The organism is Bradyrhizobium sp. CB2312 (assembly GCF_029714425.1).
Classification (GTDB): Bacteria; Pseudomonadota; Alphaproteobacteria; order Rhizobiales; family Xanthobacteraceae; genus Bradyrhizobium.
Window position 1 is genome coordinate 1,609,494 of record NZ_CP121668.1, and the last position, 14,994, is coordinate 1,624,487.

A 14,994-nucleotide genomic window follows, 5' to 3' on the forward strand; every position below is an offset into this window, starting at 1 on the left:
GCCAGCAAGCGATTTTGGATGACCCATGACGGATACCAGCGACGCCGACAAGGAGCGCAATCGCGAGATCGCGCGCAATGAAGAGGCCAAACAGATCACCGGCAGCGTCCGCGTCAGCACCTGGGCAGTCGCGGTGGTGGTGATCGTCGGCGGGATTTTATTTACGCTGGGCTGGCTGGCGTTGAGGTAAGCCGCGCTTTCTTGCGATTGAAAGCGCGCGGAGCGAGCGCGGGGTTCACCTCTCCCCGCTTGCGGGGAGAGGTCGGATCGCTCTTGCGATCCGGGTGAGGGGTACCGGTCTCGCGGCGATCTCGCGTGTGGAGAGAGGCCCCTCACCCTGACCCTCTCCCCGTAAGAACAGGGAGAAGGGAAGAAACAGCAACCTCACTTCGCGTAATTCACCATCCGTTTTCCCGGCAGCAGCTCATACGCCGATTTCCAGCCAGGCAGCGCCGCCATGCGACCGAGCCAGGCATGGATGGCGGGATGGCTCGCCGCGAAATCGAAACCGTGCTCGTCGCTGGGATAGTGCAGATACGCCATCATCGAGATGTCCGCGACCGTCGGCCTGGCGCCGATCGCGAAGGCGTTGTGCTGGAGATGGCCCTCGAGAATGCCGAGAAAGTCGTCGAGCCGCCGGCGGAAATGCTTCAGCACCTGCGGATCGTTTTTCTCGGTGAAGGCCCGCATGAAGCGATAGGTCGCCATGTAGCCGGTGAGCTTGTGGTTGTCCCAGAACAGCCAGCGCAGCAGCTCGAATTTTTCATCCTCGGTCTCGGCGCCGAAGCGGCCATATTGTTCGGCGAGCTTCAGCAGGAGCGGCGCGGTCTGCGTCATCTTCACACCGTCGATATCGAGCACGGGAATCTCGCCCATCTCGTTGACGGCCTTGCGCCATTCCGCCGTGCGCGTGACGCCGCCGCCGAAATCGGTCCACACCGGCTCGAACGTCTCGCCGCACAGCGTCAGCATCAGCGCCAGCTTGTAGCTGTTGCCGGATTCCGGGAAGTAGTGCAGGCGGTAGCTGGGCATGGGACCTCACGGCATTTGTGTTTTGCCGATTGTTATAGCGAGATCGCTCCACATCGTCATTGCGAGCGCAGCGAAGCAATCCAGCAATGCATCCGCGGAAAGACTCTGGATTGCTTCGCTGCGCTCGCAATGACGGAGTTTGCGGAGACGATGGGGCTAACCCACCGCCCCCGACCCCCTCAGCGCCTTGATCGCCGCTTCGTCGTATCCCGCCCCGCGCAAAATCTCGTCACTGTGCTCGCCGACCGCGGGCGGCTTGCGCGGCTGGACCTTCTTGGCGCCGTCGATCCAGATCGGGCTGGAGATCGTCAGCATGGTGTCGTTCTCGAACGGCACCAGCACCTCGTTGTCGAGCATCTGCTTGTCGGTGGGGATGTCGTCCAGAATGCCGACGATGCCGAACACGAGCCCGTTGCCGTCGAGAATTTTTCGCCATTCGGCGATATCCTTGGTGGCAAAGGTCTCGTCAAAAATCTTGATCAGCTCGACCGAGCGGACGTGGCGATCCGCCTTGGTGGCGAAGCGCGGATCGGCGATGAGGTCTTCGCGTCCCAGGCACTTCGCAAGCGTCGGAAACTGCTTCTCCTCGCTCAGCAGCGACAGGATCAGCCAGCGGCCGTCCTTGCACTGGTAGTGATTGGCTACCGCGTTGAGCGCGCGCTCGCGTGGCCGCCGCTCGGCGAACTTGGCGCCGCAGAGTTTTGCCTGTGCCAGCACGCTCGCGGCCCACACCCCGTTGGCCATCAGATTGGAGGCGACATGGGAGCCCTTGCCGGTCTTCTCGCGCTGATAGAGCGCCGTGACGATCGCGCTGTAGAGCGCCATGGCGCAAGGGTGGTCGCCCATGCCGGCGACCGAGCGGGCCGGAGTGGTGTTGGTGTCGGCGCGGACGAGGTCCATCAGGCCGGAACGTGCCCAATAGGCGTTGCTGTCGAAGCCGGGTTTGTTGGCCTCTTCGCCCTTCTCGCCATAGCCGGTGAAGGAGGCGTAGATCAGCCGGTCGTTGAGATGGGCGAGGTGGTCATAGGTGATGCCGAGCTTGGTGCGCACAGGCGGCGGCATGTTGGTGATGAAGACGTCGGCCTCTTCCACCAGCTTGTAGAGCACGGCCTGCGCCTCGGGCTTGGCGAGGTCGAGCGCGATGCTCTTCTTGTTGCGAGCCTCCAGCAGCCAGGCGTAATTGTGCTCGCTGCTCGGATAGCCGGGAATGTTGGGCAGATTGCGATAGGGGTCGCCGGCGCCGGGCGGCTCGATCTTGATGACATCGGCGCCGAAATCCGACAGCACGGTCGCGGCTGCGGGCGCTGCGATGAAGCTCGCGCAGTCCAGAACCTTCAGCCCCGCAAAAATGCCCTTTTCCATCGCGGCGTAGCTCCCTCGCTCTTGTTGTTTCCCGTGCGCTGGAATTGGCGCAGGCCAAGTCATGCCAGCATTAGACCGATGTTTCGCGGGGATGCAACGGCGCTAGGCGCAGGGCTCATTGCTGTGCTCCGTCATCCTGAGGTGGCCGCGAAGCGGCCCTCGAAGGATGACGGAGCTGCTATCGTGCGCTGATGCGGGCCGCGAATTCAGACGCGTTCTCACTCCTCTCCCGCCAGCAGTGCCGCGTTGCCACCCGCGGCCGCGGTGTTGATCGTCACCGTCTGCTCGGTCGCAAAGCGCGCGAGGTAGTGCGGGCCGCCGGCCTTGGGGCCGGTTCCGGACAGGCCATTGCCGCCGAACGGCTGCACGCCGACCACGGCGCCGATCATGTTGCGGTTGACATAGATGTTGCCGACCTGGACGCGGTCGATGATCGCCTCGATGGTGTCGTCGATGCGCGAATGAACGCCGAGCGTCAGCCCGTAACCGGTGTGCGCGATCGCCTGCAGCACGTGCTCGAGGTTTTCCGCGCGGTAGCGCACGACGTGGAGGATCGGGCCGAACACCTCCTCCTTGAGCTGGCCGGCGTCCTTGAGCTCGAAGATGTGCGGCGCGACGAAGCAGCCTTCGGGCGCCTTGCCGGCAAAGTGCAGCTTCGCCTCGCGCGTCATCCGCACGATATGCGCATCGAGCCGCTGTTTGGCCTCCTGGTCGATCACCGGGCCGACATGGGTTGCGACCTCCGCGGGATCACCGATCTTCAATTCGCGCGCCGCGCCCGCGATCATCTCGATCATGCGGTCGGCGACGTCCTCCTGCACGAACAAGAGCCGCAGCGCCGAACAGCGCTGGCCCGCGGAACGGAACGCTGAGGTGACGACGTCGTCGGCCACCTGCTCGGGCAGCGCGGTCGCATCGGCGATCATCGCGTTGATGCCGCCGGTCTCCGCGATCAGCGGCACGATCGGCCCGTCCTTGGCGGCGAGTGTGCGGTTGATCAGGCGCGCGACCTCGGTCGAGCCGGTGAAGACGACGCCCGCGATATCCTGATGCGCGGTGAGCACTGCCCCGATGCGGCCGTCGCCGGTGACGAGATGCAGTGCGCCCTTGGGAATACCGGCCTCGTGCAGCAGGGCGACCGCCTCGCGCGCGATGCGTGGCGTCTGCTCGGCGGGCTTTGCCACGACGCAGTTGCCGGCCATCAGCGCCGCGGTGATCTGGCCGAGGAAGATCGCCAGCGGGAAATTCCACGGCGAGATCGCGACGAACACGCCGCGACCACGCATCGCGAGCGCATTGCTCTCGCCGGTCGGGCCCGGCATCGCGGCATCGACGCCGAACAGCTTGCGCCCTTGCGCGGCGTAATAGCGGCAGAAGTCGGCGGCTTCGCGCAACTCCGACAGCGCATCGTCGAGCGTCTTGCCGCCCTCACGCTGCAACAGCGCGATGAAATGCGCGCCGCGGCTCTCCAGGAGATGCGCGGCCTGCTCCAGCGCCGCCGCGCGCACCGCCGCCGGCGTCCGGCTCCAGGCGGCGAAGCTGGCGCGTGCCGCTGCCACCGCCGCATTGGCCTGATCAGGCGCCGCATCGGCAATCGGCTTGAGATCGGTCGCCTCAGCCCGGACGTCCGTCAGCAACTGATCGAGCGCGGCATGCTCACCGAACTCGACGCCGCGTGAATTGCGCCGTTCCGGCGCGAACAGATCGCCCGGCAACGGAATTTTTGGATGCGCCGCCGCCTGCGGCCGGACGATGGCATCCGCCGGTCGCTGCAACAGCGCCGGGACCGGCACGCGATAATCGGCGGCCTGCGCGACGAAGGAGGAGTTGGCGCCGTTCTCCAAGAGCCGTCGCACCAGATAGGCGAGCAGGTCGCGATGGCTGCCGACCGGCGCGTAGGTGCGGTAGGCGATATCAGGGTGATCCTTGGCGAGCTGCTCGTAGAGCGCTTCGCCCATGCCGTGCAGGCGCTGGAATTCGAAGCCGCCGCTGCCATGCGCAAGCTCCAGCACGGTCGCGACCGTCAGCGCGTTGTGGGTGGCGAATTGCGGGAAGATGCGCGGCCGCAACGCCAGCATCTTGGCGGCACAGGCGACGTAGTTCAGATCCGTCATCGCCTTGCGTGTGAACACGGGATAGCCGTCGAGCCCGCGCTCCTGCGCGCGCTTGATCTCGGTGTCCCAATAGGCGCCCTTGACGAGGCGCACCATCAGCTTGCGGTCATGAGCGCGGGCCAGCGCATCGACATAGTCGATCACGGCGCTGGCGCGCTTCTGATAGGCCTGGATCGCGAGGCCAAAGCCGTCCCAGCCGGCGAGTGATGGGTCGGCGAGCGTCGCCGCGATCACGTCGAGCGACAGCTCCAGACGGTCGGCTTCCTCGGCATCGACGGTGAAGTTGAGGTCATACGCCCTGGCGCGTTGCGCGAGATCCAGCAGCAGCGGCACCAGCTCGGCCATCACACGGTCACGGCTGATCGCCTCGAAGCGCGGATGCAACGCCGAGAGTTTTACCGAGATGCCGGGCCGGTCGGGCAAGGGATGGGGACCCGCGGCCTTGCCGATGGTTTCGATCGCACTGGCATAAGCATCGAAATAGCGTTTCGCATCCGCCGCGGTGCGGGCGCCTTCGCCGAGCATGTCGAAGGAATAGCGTGGCTTCTGGCCGGAGCGCGGCTTGCCCCGCTCCAGCGCCTGCTCGATGGTTTCACCGAGCACGAAATGATTGCCCATCAGCCGCATCGCCTGGCGCGTCGCGGTGCGCACCGCCGGCGCGCCCAGCCGCTTCACCAGCCGGCCGATGGTGCCGTCGGGCGTCTCGCCGGGCTGGATCACCCGCGCGGAGAGGCCGAGCGCCCAGGCCGAGGCATTGACGAGGAACGCGGTGGACTTGGTCTCGTGATGGATGAAGTCGCCCTCGCCGAGCTTGTCCTCGATGAACTGGTCGGCGGTGCGGGCATCAGGCACGCGCAGCAGTGCTTCGGCCAGCACCATCAGCGCCAGCCCTTCCTTGGTCGAGAGCGCGAACTCCCGCAGCATGTCCTCGACCCCGCCGAGCCGGTCGTCGCGCTTGCGGATCGCCTCGATCAGCCGCGTCGCGGTGCGGTCGATCCGCGCCTCCTGCGGCGGGCTCAGATGCGAGGCCGGCAGGAGCTTTGCTGCGATCTCGGCATCATCGGGGGCGTAAGGCGCGGTGAAGAGCGGTGGAATGTTGGGCATGGCGTGTCCTGTGGCTCAAATTCAGGATAAGGCCGGCATGACCGCAGTTCGATAGACAAGATAGCTATTTTGCCTTAGAAAATGAAGACAAATAGTAATATGGCCACATAAAATATGGAACTTGATCGAATCGACCGCAAAATTCTCTCAGTCCTGCAGCAGGATGGGCGAATCGCCAATGTCGAGCTGGCCGAGCGCATCGGCCTGTCGCCGACCTCGATCGGCGAGCGGCTGAAGCGGTTGCAGCGCGAGGGCTTTGTCGAGGGCTATGGCGCGCGCCTCAATCCGCACCGGCTGGGCCTTGGCCTGCTGGTGTTCGTCGAGGTGCTGCTCGACAAGACCACGCCGGACAATTTCGAGCGCTTCGCGCGCGCGGTGAAACTCGCGCCCGAGGTGCTGGAGTGTCACATGGTTGCAGGCGGCTTCGACTATCTAGTGAAGGCGCGGCTTGCGGACATGACCGCCTATCGACGCTTCCTCGGCGAGACCCTGCTGTCGATGCCGGGCGTGCGCGAGACGCGAACCTATGCGGTGATGGAGGAGATCAAGCGCGACGCACCGTTGCCGGTGGAGTAACGAAGTGCGGTCGCGATTGTCATTGCTGTGGCGTTGAGGATGCGGTTTTCGCGGGAAAAATAGCTCTCCGTGTGCAGTCGCAACCCCTGTCGTCGAATGCACTGGCCGTCTTCTGAAATTTTTTTGGCCCCGCTCCCGGACTGATCCGGGAGGCAGCAAAGGCTGGCGGGCTTATACTTTGAGGTTCTCTGCGGAGGTCTTGCCCCGGTTTGCGATCTCTTCGTATTCAACCGTCTGTCCCTCGTTCAGGGTGGACAGGCCGGCTTTCTGCACTGCCGAGATATGCACGAACACATCTTTGCCCCCCGACGCAGGCTGGATAAATCCATAACCCTTCGTCGGGTTGAACCACTTGACCGTACCTTTAGCCATCACGACTTCTCCGCGGGTCTTCCTCCGAGATTGCGAACCGCCAGTCCCCGCCAACCGGCCGGTTCGGTCCTAACAGGATACGCGGATTGTGGCGGGCTTGGTAGCTCAAACCACAACCGCATTTCGCCGAATTCCGCTCAACTTCGCGGCGTTTTTGCCGGTTTTGCCCGTTTGGCGGTCAAATGGCCGGGAGTGCCCCTGCCGTCCATCAATAAGTCGCGGCCAGGTAATCGACGATCTTGCCGACATCGGCATCGTCGATCGGTGCGCCATAGACCTTGATCATCTTGGTGACCTCGGCCTGCCAGAAGCCCTTCTTGTCCTTCATCGGCGGCTGCGTGGCGACATAGTCGGACGAGTGGCAGGCGGTGCAATTGCCCTGCACGACCTCGAGATTGGGCCCGGGCTTGAACGCGGCGACCTCATCGGGGGTCTTGTAATTGATGGGCGCTGCAAGCGCCGAGCCCAGCAATGCGACGAAGACAAGCGAGGCGGCGAGGAGAACGGTGCGCTGCATGATCATTCTCCCTCAGGCCACGGTGACGCGCGTGGTTTCGACGACGTTGCGCAAGTATCCCGCGGGGTTCCAGCGCGGCGTATCCGGCTGGGTCTCGCCGCCATTGCCGGTGGCGCGCACCTTGAGCTCGACCTGGCCGGCCGCAAGCTTCACCGGCAGCTTCCATTCGCGGAACGCGTATTTGCCGAGATCCTTGCCGAGCTTGGCGGGCACCCAGGTCTTGCCGCCGTCGGTGGAGACCTGGACCTCCTTGATGCCCTTGCCGCCGTCGAAGGCGATGCCGCGCAGCGTCGTGCGTCCCGCCTTCAGCTTGGCGCCGTCGGCGACGCTGGTGATGAAGGAGCGGATGGTGAAGCGGTTGATCGGGATCGTCGCCTTCGGCGCGGTGCCCGGCTCGACCGCATTGTTCGGCGTATCGGGAATGCGATAGGCCGACTTCATCCAGAAGCCGTCATAGACGTTGTCGATGACGGTGATCTCGTTGAGGTGCTTGACCCAGTAGGTGCCGTAATAGCCGGGCACGACCAGGCGCAGCGGGAAGCCGTTGAGGAACGGCAAATCCTCGCCGTTCATGCCGTAGGCCAGCATCACTTCACCGTCGCTGGCGTGATCGATGTCCAGCGCCTTGATGAAATCGGGCGTCTTGTCGCTGGCCGGGCCGTCCATGCCGTTGAAGGTGACCTGTTTGGCGCCGGCCTGCACGCCGGCCATCTCGAGCACGGCCTTCAGCGGCACGCCGCGCCAGCGCGCGCAGCCCATCGCGCCGTTGGCAAGCTGGCCGCCGGCAACGCGCGGCTCGGAGAAGCCGCGGCTGTTGCCCGAGCACTGGTTGACGGCGACGATCTCGGTCGCCTTCATCTTCCTGATGTCCTGGAGCGACAGCTTGAGCGGCTTGTCGACCTTGCCCTTGACCTCGAGGGTGAACTTGTCGGGGTCGAGATTGTAGGGCAGGTCGGAGAGATGATAGCGCACGAAGAACGCGTTATTCGGCGTGATCGGGCCGTCGTTGAAGACCGCGAACGGCGTCTCGAGCTGCGGCGGCCGGCTGGTCAGCCCGATCATCGGCCGCTTCTGCGGATACTTCACCAGCGGCCGCTCGCCATTGGCGAAGGGCAGCGCGACGGTGTCGAGGGCCAGCGCTTTGGTGGAATTCAGTGTGGCCGCCATGGCGGCAAGTCCCGCTCCTTTGAGCAGGTCGCGTCGATCGAACATGTCGTCTCCTCCCGGAGCTTTCGTTGGACCAGCGGTCATCACCGCGATCCCGTGCTCATCTGTCGCAACGACTCGGGCGAAGTCAATTCGTGCTTTCGCAGCAAGCCCATGCCGCTGCGTTGCAGCAAGCCGGTGTTACGTTTGTAACGAGATTGATCCGAACTGTAGCGGCGAACGATGGTGCACCTCTCCCGCTTGCGGGAGAGGTCGCGCTCCGGGCGATGCGAAGCATCGTCCCGCGCGCGGGTGAGGGCTTTCTCCTCTAGGGGATAGGGCTTTCTCCTCTAGGGGATTGTCCCGTTGGGGAGAGACCCTCTCCCCAACCCTCTCCCGCAAGCGGGGGAGGGAGCGCACTTCCGGTGTGGTTAGGCGTCTTACGCCGCCACGCGCTCGCCGCGGTCGACCAGCGCCGCAAGCTCTCTCGCATCGGCGACCACGCGCACGGCCATCGGCTCGTCGCGGCCGCGGATCGCGACTTCCTGCTGCGGCAGCGAATCGTCGCCAAGGCCGGCGGTGCGGCGGACTTCCTCCGAGACGATGGCCTCGCAGGCCAGCGTCTTGGTCATGTCCTGGAGGCGGGCGGCGACGTTGACGGCGTCGCCGAGCGCGGTGAACACGATGTGATCGCGATAGCCGATATCGCCGATGATGACTTCGCCGCCATGGATGCCGATGCCGAAGCCGATCGGCTGGCGCAAATCATGGCTGAGGAGCTCGTTGAGCTCGTCGATATTGGCGGCGATGCCGCTGGCCGCCTTCAGCGCCTGCCGGCAGGCGTGTTGCGGATCGGCCGACAGCCCGAACAGCGCCAGCATGCCGTCGCCGACGAACTGGTTCGGCTGGCCGCCATGCTCGATCACGGCCTGCGAGACCGCGCCGAGGAAGCGGTTGACGATGAAGACGGTGTCGAACGGCAGCCGCTTCTCGGCAAGCTGCGTCGAGCCGCGCATGTCCACGAACAGGCTGACGAGATAACGCTCCTGGCCGATCCGGGCCGGCGTCGAGGCGTGCGCGCCCGCCGACAGCGTGTGCGGTGTGAAGAGCTGGAAGAAGGAGAGGTCACACTCCGGCCGCAGCTGGCAGGCAAGCCGGATCGAGGGATCGGCGGTGCCGACGCGGGCGAGCACGAACGCTTCGCGCTGCGACGGCTCGGGCAGAGCGGCATGGTCGCCGATGATGCGGATGCGGCAGGTCGAGCAGCGGGCGCGGCCGCCGCAGACGCTGGCATGCGGCACGTTGTGGCGCAGGCTCGCCTCCAGCACGGACAGGCCCTTGGGCACCCGCACCGTCTTGCCGTTGCCGTAGGACAGCGCGATCATGCCGCCGCGCCGCTCGCGCAAAGCGCGCACGCCGCGCGCCGCCAGCACCAGCCCGAGCAGGCCGACATAGCCGATGGTGAGGGTGTTGGTGATGCGGTCGAGCGTTGCGGCCTCGGCCGTCGAGCCGAGCTGGCGGCGGGTCAGATTGTGCGTGCGCCATTCGCCGTCGTCGGCATCGAACATCACGCTACGGCCGCCCTGGTAGACGCCGAGCAGCGACAGCGTCGGGATCAGCACGGCGGCCGCGAGCAGATAGGGCGCCGCGCGCATGAAAAACGGCTTCAGACGAAGCCAGAAATAGATGCCGATGCAGCCGTGGATCCAGGCGATGGTGAGCAGGGTCGTCATGCTCCAGATGCGGTTCGAGCTGAAGAACAGATAGAGCTCCTGCGGATAGAGCTTCTGGTGCCCGTACAGCGTCTGGCCGAGCCGCACGCCGATCACATGCGCCATGACCAGCGCGGGGATGCTCAGTCCCAGCACGAGCTGGAGCGGCTCGATGGTCTTCCAGCGGAACTGCCGGCGCTGATACAGCGCGTAGACGCCAAGCCCCATATGGGTCAGGGCCGCGCCGTAGAACACGATCGCGACAGGCAGGAATTGCCAGAACGCCGTGTGATAGTAGACGGCGATCTGCATGGCATCGACCGAGATGTTGCCGAGCGCATGGTTGAGGAAATGGCTGATCACGTAAGAGAACAGGATGATGCCGCAGACCAGCCGCACCTGCCGCACGCCGGTCGCGCGGACGAGTTCGGGCATGTGGACGGGAGCGGTGGCCATGATTCGCTTGTATCAGTTCATCAATGAGAACAGCCAGCCTAGCTTTTAATTCCCGGAGTGGACAGCTGGCCCGATCACATGCGCGATAGTTGCCAAATAAGCTGCTGTCGTCCCGGACAAGCGTAGCGAAGCGGAGCGCCGATCCAGGACCCATAACCCCAGGGAGCGGTCGTGTGACGGACTGGTAACTCCGAGTCTTCGCCAAACTCCGCCCTGTGGTGATGGGTGCCGGGTCTGCGCTTCGCTTGCCCGGGACGACACCGATGCTGGGACCCCACATTGACTCCCCCTTCCAAGTCGGGGAAAAGCGCGGCCGTGACGATCGCTCCCGACATTTCTGCGAAGCCGGCCGGCGCCCAGCGCCGGCTCATCCTCGTTGCGGTGCTGATCATCGCCGCGATGACGGTGCTGCGCATCGTCTACGCCTCCGCGATCGAGCTGCGCACCGACGAGGCCTATTACTGGACCTGGTCGAAGGAGGGCGCGCTGAGCTTCCTCGACCATCCCCCCATGATCGCCTGGTTCGTTCGCTTCGGCACCGCGATCTTCGGCGACACCACGCTCGGCGTGCGCTTCGGCGGCATCGTCGCCATGCTGGTGACGCAGCTGCTGCTCGCCGACATCGTCCGTCGTCTCACCCATGATGCGCGCGCGGTCATGTTCGCGGTGCTGATGCCGGAGGCCGCGCTCTATTACGGCCTGCTGATGGCCAAGGTCGCGCCTGATGTCGCCATGATCCCGTTTGCGGTGGCGATGATATGGGCGCTGGTGCGGCTCGCGCAAAGCGGCGACGGACGCTGGTGGCTCGCGGCCGGGCTGTTCGCCGGATTGTCGCTGCTGTCGAAATTCACCGCGATCATGTTCGCGCCCGCGGTGGCCGCCTTCCTGCTGGTGCCGGATTGGCGCTGGCGTTGGCTGCGCAGCCCGTATCCTTACCTCGCGGTGCTGATCGCCGTCGCTGTGTTTTCGCCGGTCTTGATCTGGAACGCGCAGCACGATTGGGCCTCGTTCCGTTTCCAGGGCGTGCGCGCCACCACCAATTACGGCGTCTCGCTGCGCACGGTCGGCGACTACATCGGCCTGCAATTCGGCCTCGTCGGCTTCGTCATGCTGCCGGTGATCCTCTCGGCTCTCGCGATGACGGCATGGCGCGGCTACCGCAGGCGCGAGCCGGTCGCGATCCTGCTGTCGACCGCGGTGCTGGTGCCGTTCTTCTATTTCCTCGTGAAGTCGATGACGCTCCGCGTCGGCGACACCTGGCCGATGTTCATGTGGCCGGTCGGCTTCGCCGCCGCCGCCGTCAATCTCGCCGTGCTGTCGCGCGAGGGTCGGTCGGCAAGGCTGATCCGGTTGAGCGTGTTCTGGCTCAACACGGCGGTGGTCTCGGGCATCGCCTTCGTCGTCATCGTGTTCCTGTACTACATCGCAGCGCCCTGGAATCTGCTCGGCAAGATCGACCCGATCGGCGCCGAGGCGGGCTTCGAGCAGGTCGCAGCACGTGCCCAGGCCGCGCTCGACGAGACCGGCGCGACCTGGATTGCCACCACGGACTACCGCACCTATGCCATGATGCGCTGGCTGTTCCGCGGCCGCGTGCCCGTCATCGAGCTCAACGAGCGCGGCCGCTTCCAGGATTTCGGCGACCCCGGCCTGGACCAGATCAAGGGCCACGCCGGCATCTATGTCGGCCGCGAGCCGGACAATCGCGCACCGGTGTGGGAATCGATCCGCGCGCAGCGCCAGCCGCTCGGCGACGTCGAACGCCGTTGGCGCGGTGTTCTCACGGATACCTATGTGATTGAAAAGCTCACCGGCTGGACCCCGGAGCTGTCCCCGCCAAAGGATTCGCCGCTGTTTTGGTGGAAGGTGCTGGCGGGGGAATTCGAAAAGCGTTCGCTCGGATAGCGCGTTTCTCTTCCTTCTCCCCTTGTGGGAGAAGGTGGCGCAAAGCGCCGGATGAGGGGTATCTCTCCGCATATTCCACTGCGAGAGCTTCATTCGCGGTGAGAGACCCCTCACCCGTCTCGCCGCTTCGCGGCGAGCCACCCTCTCCCACAAGGGGAGAGGGTGCCGCGAACGCGCGGCGCGAAGGATTACTCCTCCTCGTCCTTCTTCCGCAGCAGATCCGTCGCGAGGTCCGACAGTTTCGGCGGCGGCAGGGCCGCGAACGGCAGCGGGCGCGTCACATCGATCGCGGCCAGGCCCAGCCGCGCCGTCAAGAGCCCGTTCAGCACGCCTTCTCCCAGTCGCTGCGACAGCTTTGCCGCTATCCCATGGCCGAGCATCTGCTGCACCAGGCTGTCGCTCGCGGCCATGCCGCCGGTGATGGCGAGATGGGCGATGACGTGGCGGAGCAGGCGGATCATGCCGAGCGCGCCGGGACGGCCGCCATAGAGATAGGCGAGCTGCCGGATCAGCCGCAGCGCGGCGACGAACACGAACAGCACGTCGATCGCTGCGCGGGGCGAGACCGCAGTCACGATCGAGACTTTTTGCGCGGCCGACGACACCAGCCGCCGCGCCTCCGCATCCAGCGGCGACATCAGCTCGCGCTCGGCGAGGCGGATCATGTCGGCGCCGTCGATGATCTCGCCGGCGTGGCTCTCCAGCGTGGCGCGGGCGCGCGCGAGCTGCGGGTTCTGGTGCGCGATCTTGATGAGATCCTGGACGATGACGCCGCTCTCCTTGCGGTCGTCGCTGGCAAGCACCGCGGCTGCGCGCTGATGCAATTTCTCGATGGTCGCAAGGCGTGCAAGTCCAAAGGCCTCACGGCCGATCACCACCGCGAGCGCCAGCGCGGTGACGAAGGCGAAGGCGAGACCGACGAAGCCGAGGCTTTCGCTGCGCGCAAACAGATCCTCGATCAGGTGGACCACGCCGAGCCCGGTGCCGAGCAGCGTCAGCCCGGCGAGGCCGGACCAGAACAGCGTACCCCACGGAAAGCCGCGCCGCGACGGCAGCGCGGCTTCAATCGGCACCGGCAGCGCCTGCGGATCGTGCTCCGGCGTGATCTGGATGGTGGCGCGGCTGAGCCGGCTGGTTTCGTCGGCTTCGGTGACGACGACGCCGGGATCGTCGAGCCGGAACGTTGCCGGCCGCCGTGGCTTCGATCGGTCGTTCATGACAGCTTGTCTCCGATCAGGAACTGCAAGGCACGGTCGAGGCGGATGTGTGGCAGCGTGGGCTCGTTCGCGCCTTCGCGCTCGAGCCTGGGCGGGCGGAAGCGCAGGAAGCGGAAATCGCTCTTTTCGGCCGCCTGTGTCGACAGCCCGCGGAACGCGTCCCTGCCGTTGAACAGCGGCTCGGGATCGAGCGGCAGATCGCCCGGAAAGGTCGCAACTTCGGTGTTGCCGTCGAAGAACTCGCCGCCGGCGCTTTCGCCCGCGGCCGGCGTTCCCAGGATCGACGGCAATTTGTCGCGGCCATGCGCGACCTGCGCCTCGCGCGTGGCACGCACCGCGGCGAGCGCGACGACGTCGATCGCCGCGCCGGTATTTTCCGCGCGCGCAACCGCCCGGGTCACCGCTCGGCGCAGCACGGCCTCGAGTCGGTCGTGGCTGGAATGATGCAGATGGTCCGCCTTGGTCGCCGCGAACAGGATGCGGTCGATCCGGGGTCTGAACAGGCTGGAGAGGATGGTGCTGCGGCCGATGTTGAAGCAGTCGAGAATGCCGGCCAGCGCGGCTTCGAGATCGTGCAGCGCCTCCGGGCCGGAGTTGAATGCGGCGAGCGCGTCGGCCAGCACGATCTGGCGATCGAGCCGGGCGAAATGATCCCTGAAGAACGGCCGCACCACGACGTCCTTGTAGGCCTCGTAGCGGCGCACCATCATCGCCCACAGCGATCCCTCGCCCGCCTGACCGCCAACGGGCACCTCGAGCGGCGCAAAGGTCAGCGCCGGTGTGTCGGCGAGATTGCCGGGCATCAGGAAGCGGCCGGGCGGCAGCAGGCTCATCGCGAACTGCTCGTCGCGGCAGGCGCGCAAATAATTGGTGAAGAGCTTCGCCGCCGTCAGCGTCGCCTGCTCGTCCTCGCGCGCTTCGGGCTTCAGCGTTGCGAGATGGGCGTGCCAGTCCGCGGCGAGATGCGCTCGCGGCGTCTCGCGCGACAGGGCCAGGCTTTCGGCGGACCATTGCTCGTAGCTCTTCTGGAGCAGCGGCAGGTCCAGCAGCCATTCACCGGGATAGTCGACGATGTCGAGCGTCAGCGTGCGGTCGGCGCCGTTCGGGCGCTGGTAGTCGATGACGAGGCGCAGCTCGCTGATGTCGACGGTCGAGTTCGGCCAGCACCGCTCCTCGATCAGCGCGCGCAGATGGTTCTCATAGGCAAAGCGTGGCACGGCATCGTCGGGCTGGGGCGCGAGATGCGCCCGCGCGATCCGGCCCGAGGCATAGGCCTCGAACACCGGAAACCGCCCGCCGCGGGTGAGGCCATGGATCAGCGCCGTGATGAATACGGTCTTACCGGCGCGCGACAGGCCGGTGACGCCAAGCCGCACCGTCGGGTTGAAGAAGTGCTCACCATAGTCGATCAGCGCCCGGGCCGACAGGCGCGCCTCCTCGACCATGTCCTGGAAACTGAATGCCATATGAACGTTGAGGGG

The 14,994-nt window shown here is 65.7% G+C and carries 12 protein-coding genes; 3 read left to right on the forward strand and 9 right to left on the reverse strand.

Annotated features, from left to right (window positions below):
- The first annotated feature begins 25 nt into the window (after window positions 1-25).
- Window positions 26-190: a hypothetical protein gene (locus QA642_RS07700; RefSeq protein WP_283084128.1), complete on the forward strand. Its 165-nt coding sequence runs from the start codon at window positions 26-28 to the stop codon at window positions 188-190.
- A gap of 194 nt (window positions 191-384) precedes the next feature.
- Here QA642_RS07700 and QA642_RS07705 read toward each other — a convergent pair whose 3' ends face one another.
- From QA642_RS07705 to putA, 3 genes are all read right to left on the reverse strand, one after another.
- Window positions 385-1,032, reverse strand: coding sequence for a glutathione S-transferase family protein (locus QA642_RS07705; protein ID WP_283084129.1), 648 nt, complete (start codon window positions 1,030-1,032; stop codon window positions 385-387).
- A gap of 156 nt (window positions 1,033-1,188) precedes the next feature.
- Window positions 1,189-2,394, reverse strand: a complete 1,206-nt coding sequence (locus tag QA642_RS07710) for a CoA transferase (protein WP_283084130.1) — start codon at window positions 2,392-2,394, stop codon at window positions 1,189-1,191.
- A 218-nt stretch (window positions 2,395-2,612) separates the two neighbouring features.
- Entirely contained in the window at window positions 2,613-5,612 is a 3,000-nt protein-coding gene (gene putA / locus QA642_RS07715) for a bifunctional proline dehydrogenase/L-glutamate gamma-semialdehyde dehydrogenase PutA (protein WP_283084131.1), read from the reverse strand.
- 114 nt (window positions 5,613-5,726) lie between these two features.
- On the opposite strand from putA, the gene QA642_RS07720 reads away from it, so the two are divergent.
- On the forward strand, window positions 5,727-6,188 hold the full coding sequence (locus QA642_RS07720; RefSeq protein WP_283084132.1) for an Lrp/AsnC ligand binding domain-containing protein: 462 nt from the start codon (window positions 5,727-5,729) through the stop codon (window positions 6,186-6,188).
- Window positions 6,189-6,359: 171 nt separating this feature from the next.
- Here the strand turns inward: QA642_RS07720 and QA642_RS07725 are convergent, their stop codons facing one another.
- The 4 genes from QA642_RS07725 to QA642_RS07740 form a co-directional block, all read right to left on the reverse strand.
- On the reverse strand, window positions 6,360-6,560 hold the full coding sequence (locus QA642_RS07725; protein ID WP_008563500.1) for a cold-shock protein: 201 nt from the start codon (window positions 6,558-6,560) through the stop codon (window positions 6,360-6,362).
- A gap of 208 nt (window positions 6,561-6,768) precedes the next feature.
- Entirely contained in the window at window positions 6,769-7,077 is a 309-nt protein-coding gene (locus QA642_RS07730; RefSeq protein ID WP_283084133.1) for a cytochrome c, read from the reverse strand.
- Window positions 7,078-7,089: 12 nt separating this feature from the next.
- Entirely contained in the window at window positions 7,090-8,289 is a 1,200-nt protein-coding gene (locus tag QA642_RS07735; RefSeq protein WP_283084134.1) for a molybdopterin-dependent oxidoreductase, read from the reverse strand.
- 374 nt (window positions 8,290-8,663) lie between these two features.
- Window positions 8,664-10,391 (reverse strand): adenylate/guanylate cyclase domain-containing protein, encoded by a 1,728-nt coding sequence (locus tag QA642_RS07740; RefSeq protein ID WP_283084135.1) that lies wholly within the window; start codon window positions 10,389-10,391, stop codon window positions 8,664-8,666.
- Window positions 10,392-10,790: 399 nt separating this feature from the next.
- Here QA642_RS07740 and QA642_RS07745 point away from each other — a divergent pair, with 399 nt between their 5' ends.
- Window positions 10,791-12,296: a glycosyltransferase family 39 protein gene (locus QA642_RS07745; protein WP_283086822.1), complete on the forward strand. Its 1,506-nt coding sequence runs from the start codon at window positions 10,791-10,793 to the stop codon at window positions 12,294-12,296.
- A 188-nt stretch (window positions 12,297-12,484) separates the two neighbouring features.
- Here QA642_RS07745 and QA642_RS07750 read toward each other — a convergent pair whose 3' ends face one another.
- Together QA642_RS07750 and QA642_RS07755 are read right to left on the reverse strand one after the other, a co-directional pair.
- Window positions 12,485-13,513, reverse strand: a complete 1,029-nt coding sequence (locus QA642_RS07750) for a TIGR01620 family protein (RefSeq protein ID WP_283084136.1) — start codon at window positions 13,511-13,513, stop codon at window positions 12,485-12,487.
- Window positions 13,510-14,979, reverse strand: a complete 1,470-nt coding sequence (locus QA642_RS07755; RefSeq protein WP_283084137.1) for a YcjX family protein — start codon at window positions 14,977-14,979, stop codon at window positions 13,510-13,512. The genes QA642_RS07750 and QA642_RS07755 overlap by 4 nt, the downstream gene beginning before the upstream one ends.
- Between the last annotated feature and the right edge of the window lie 15 nt (window positions 14,980-14,994).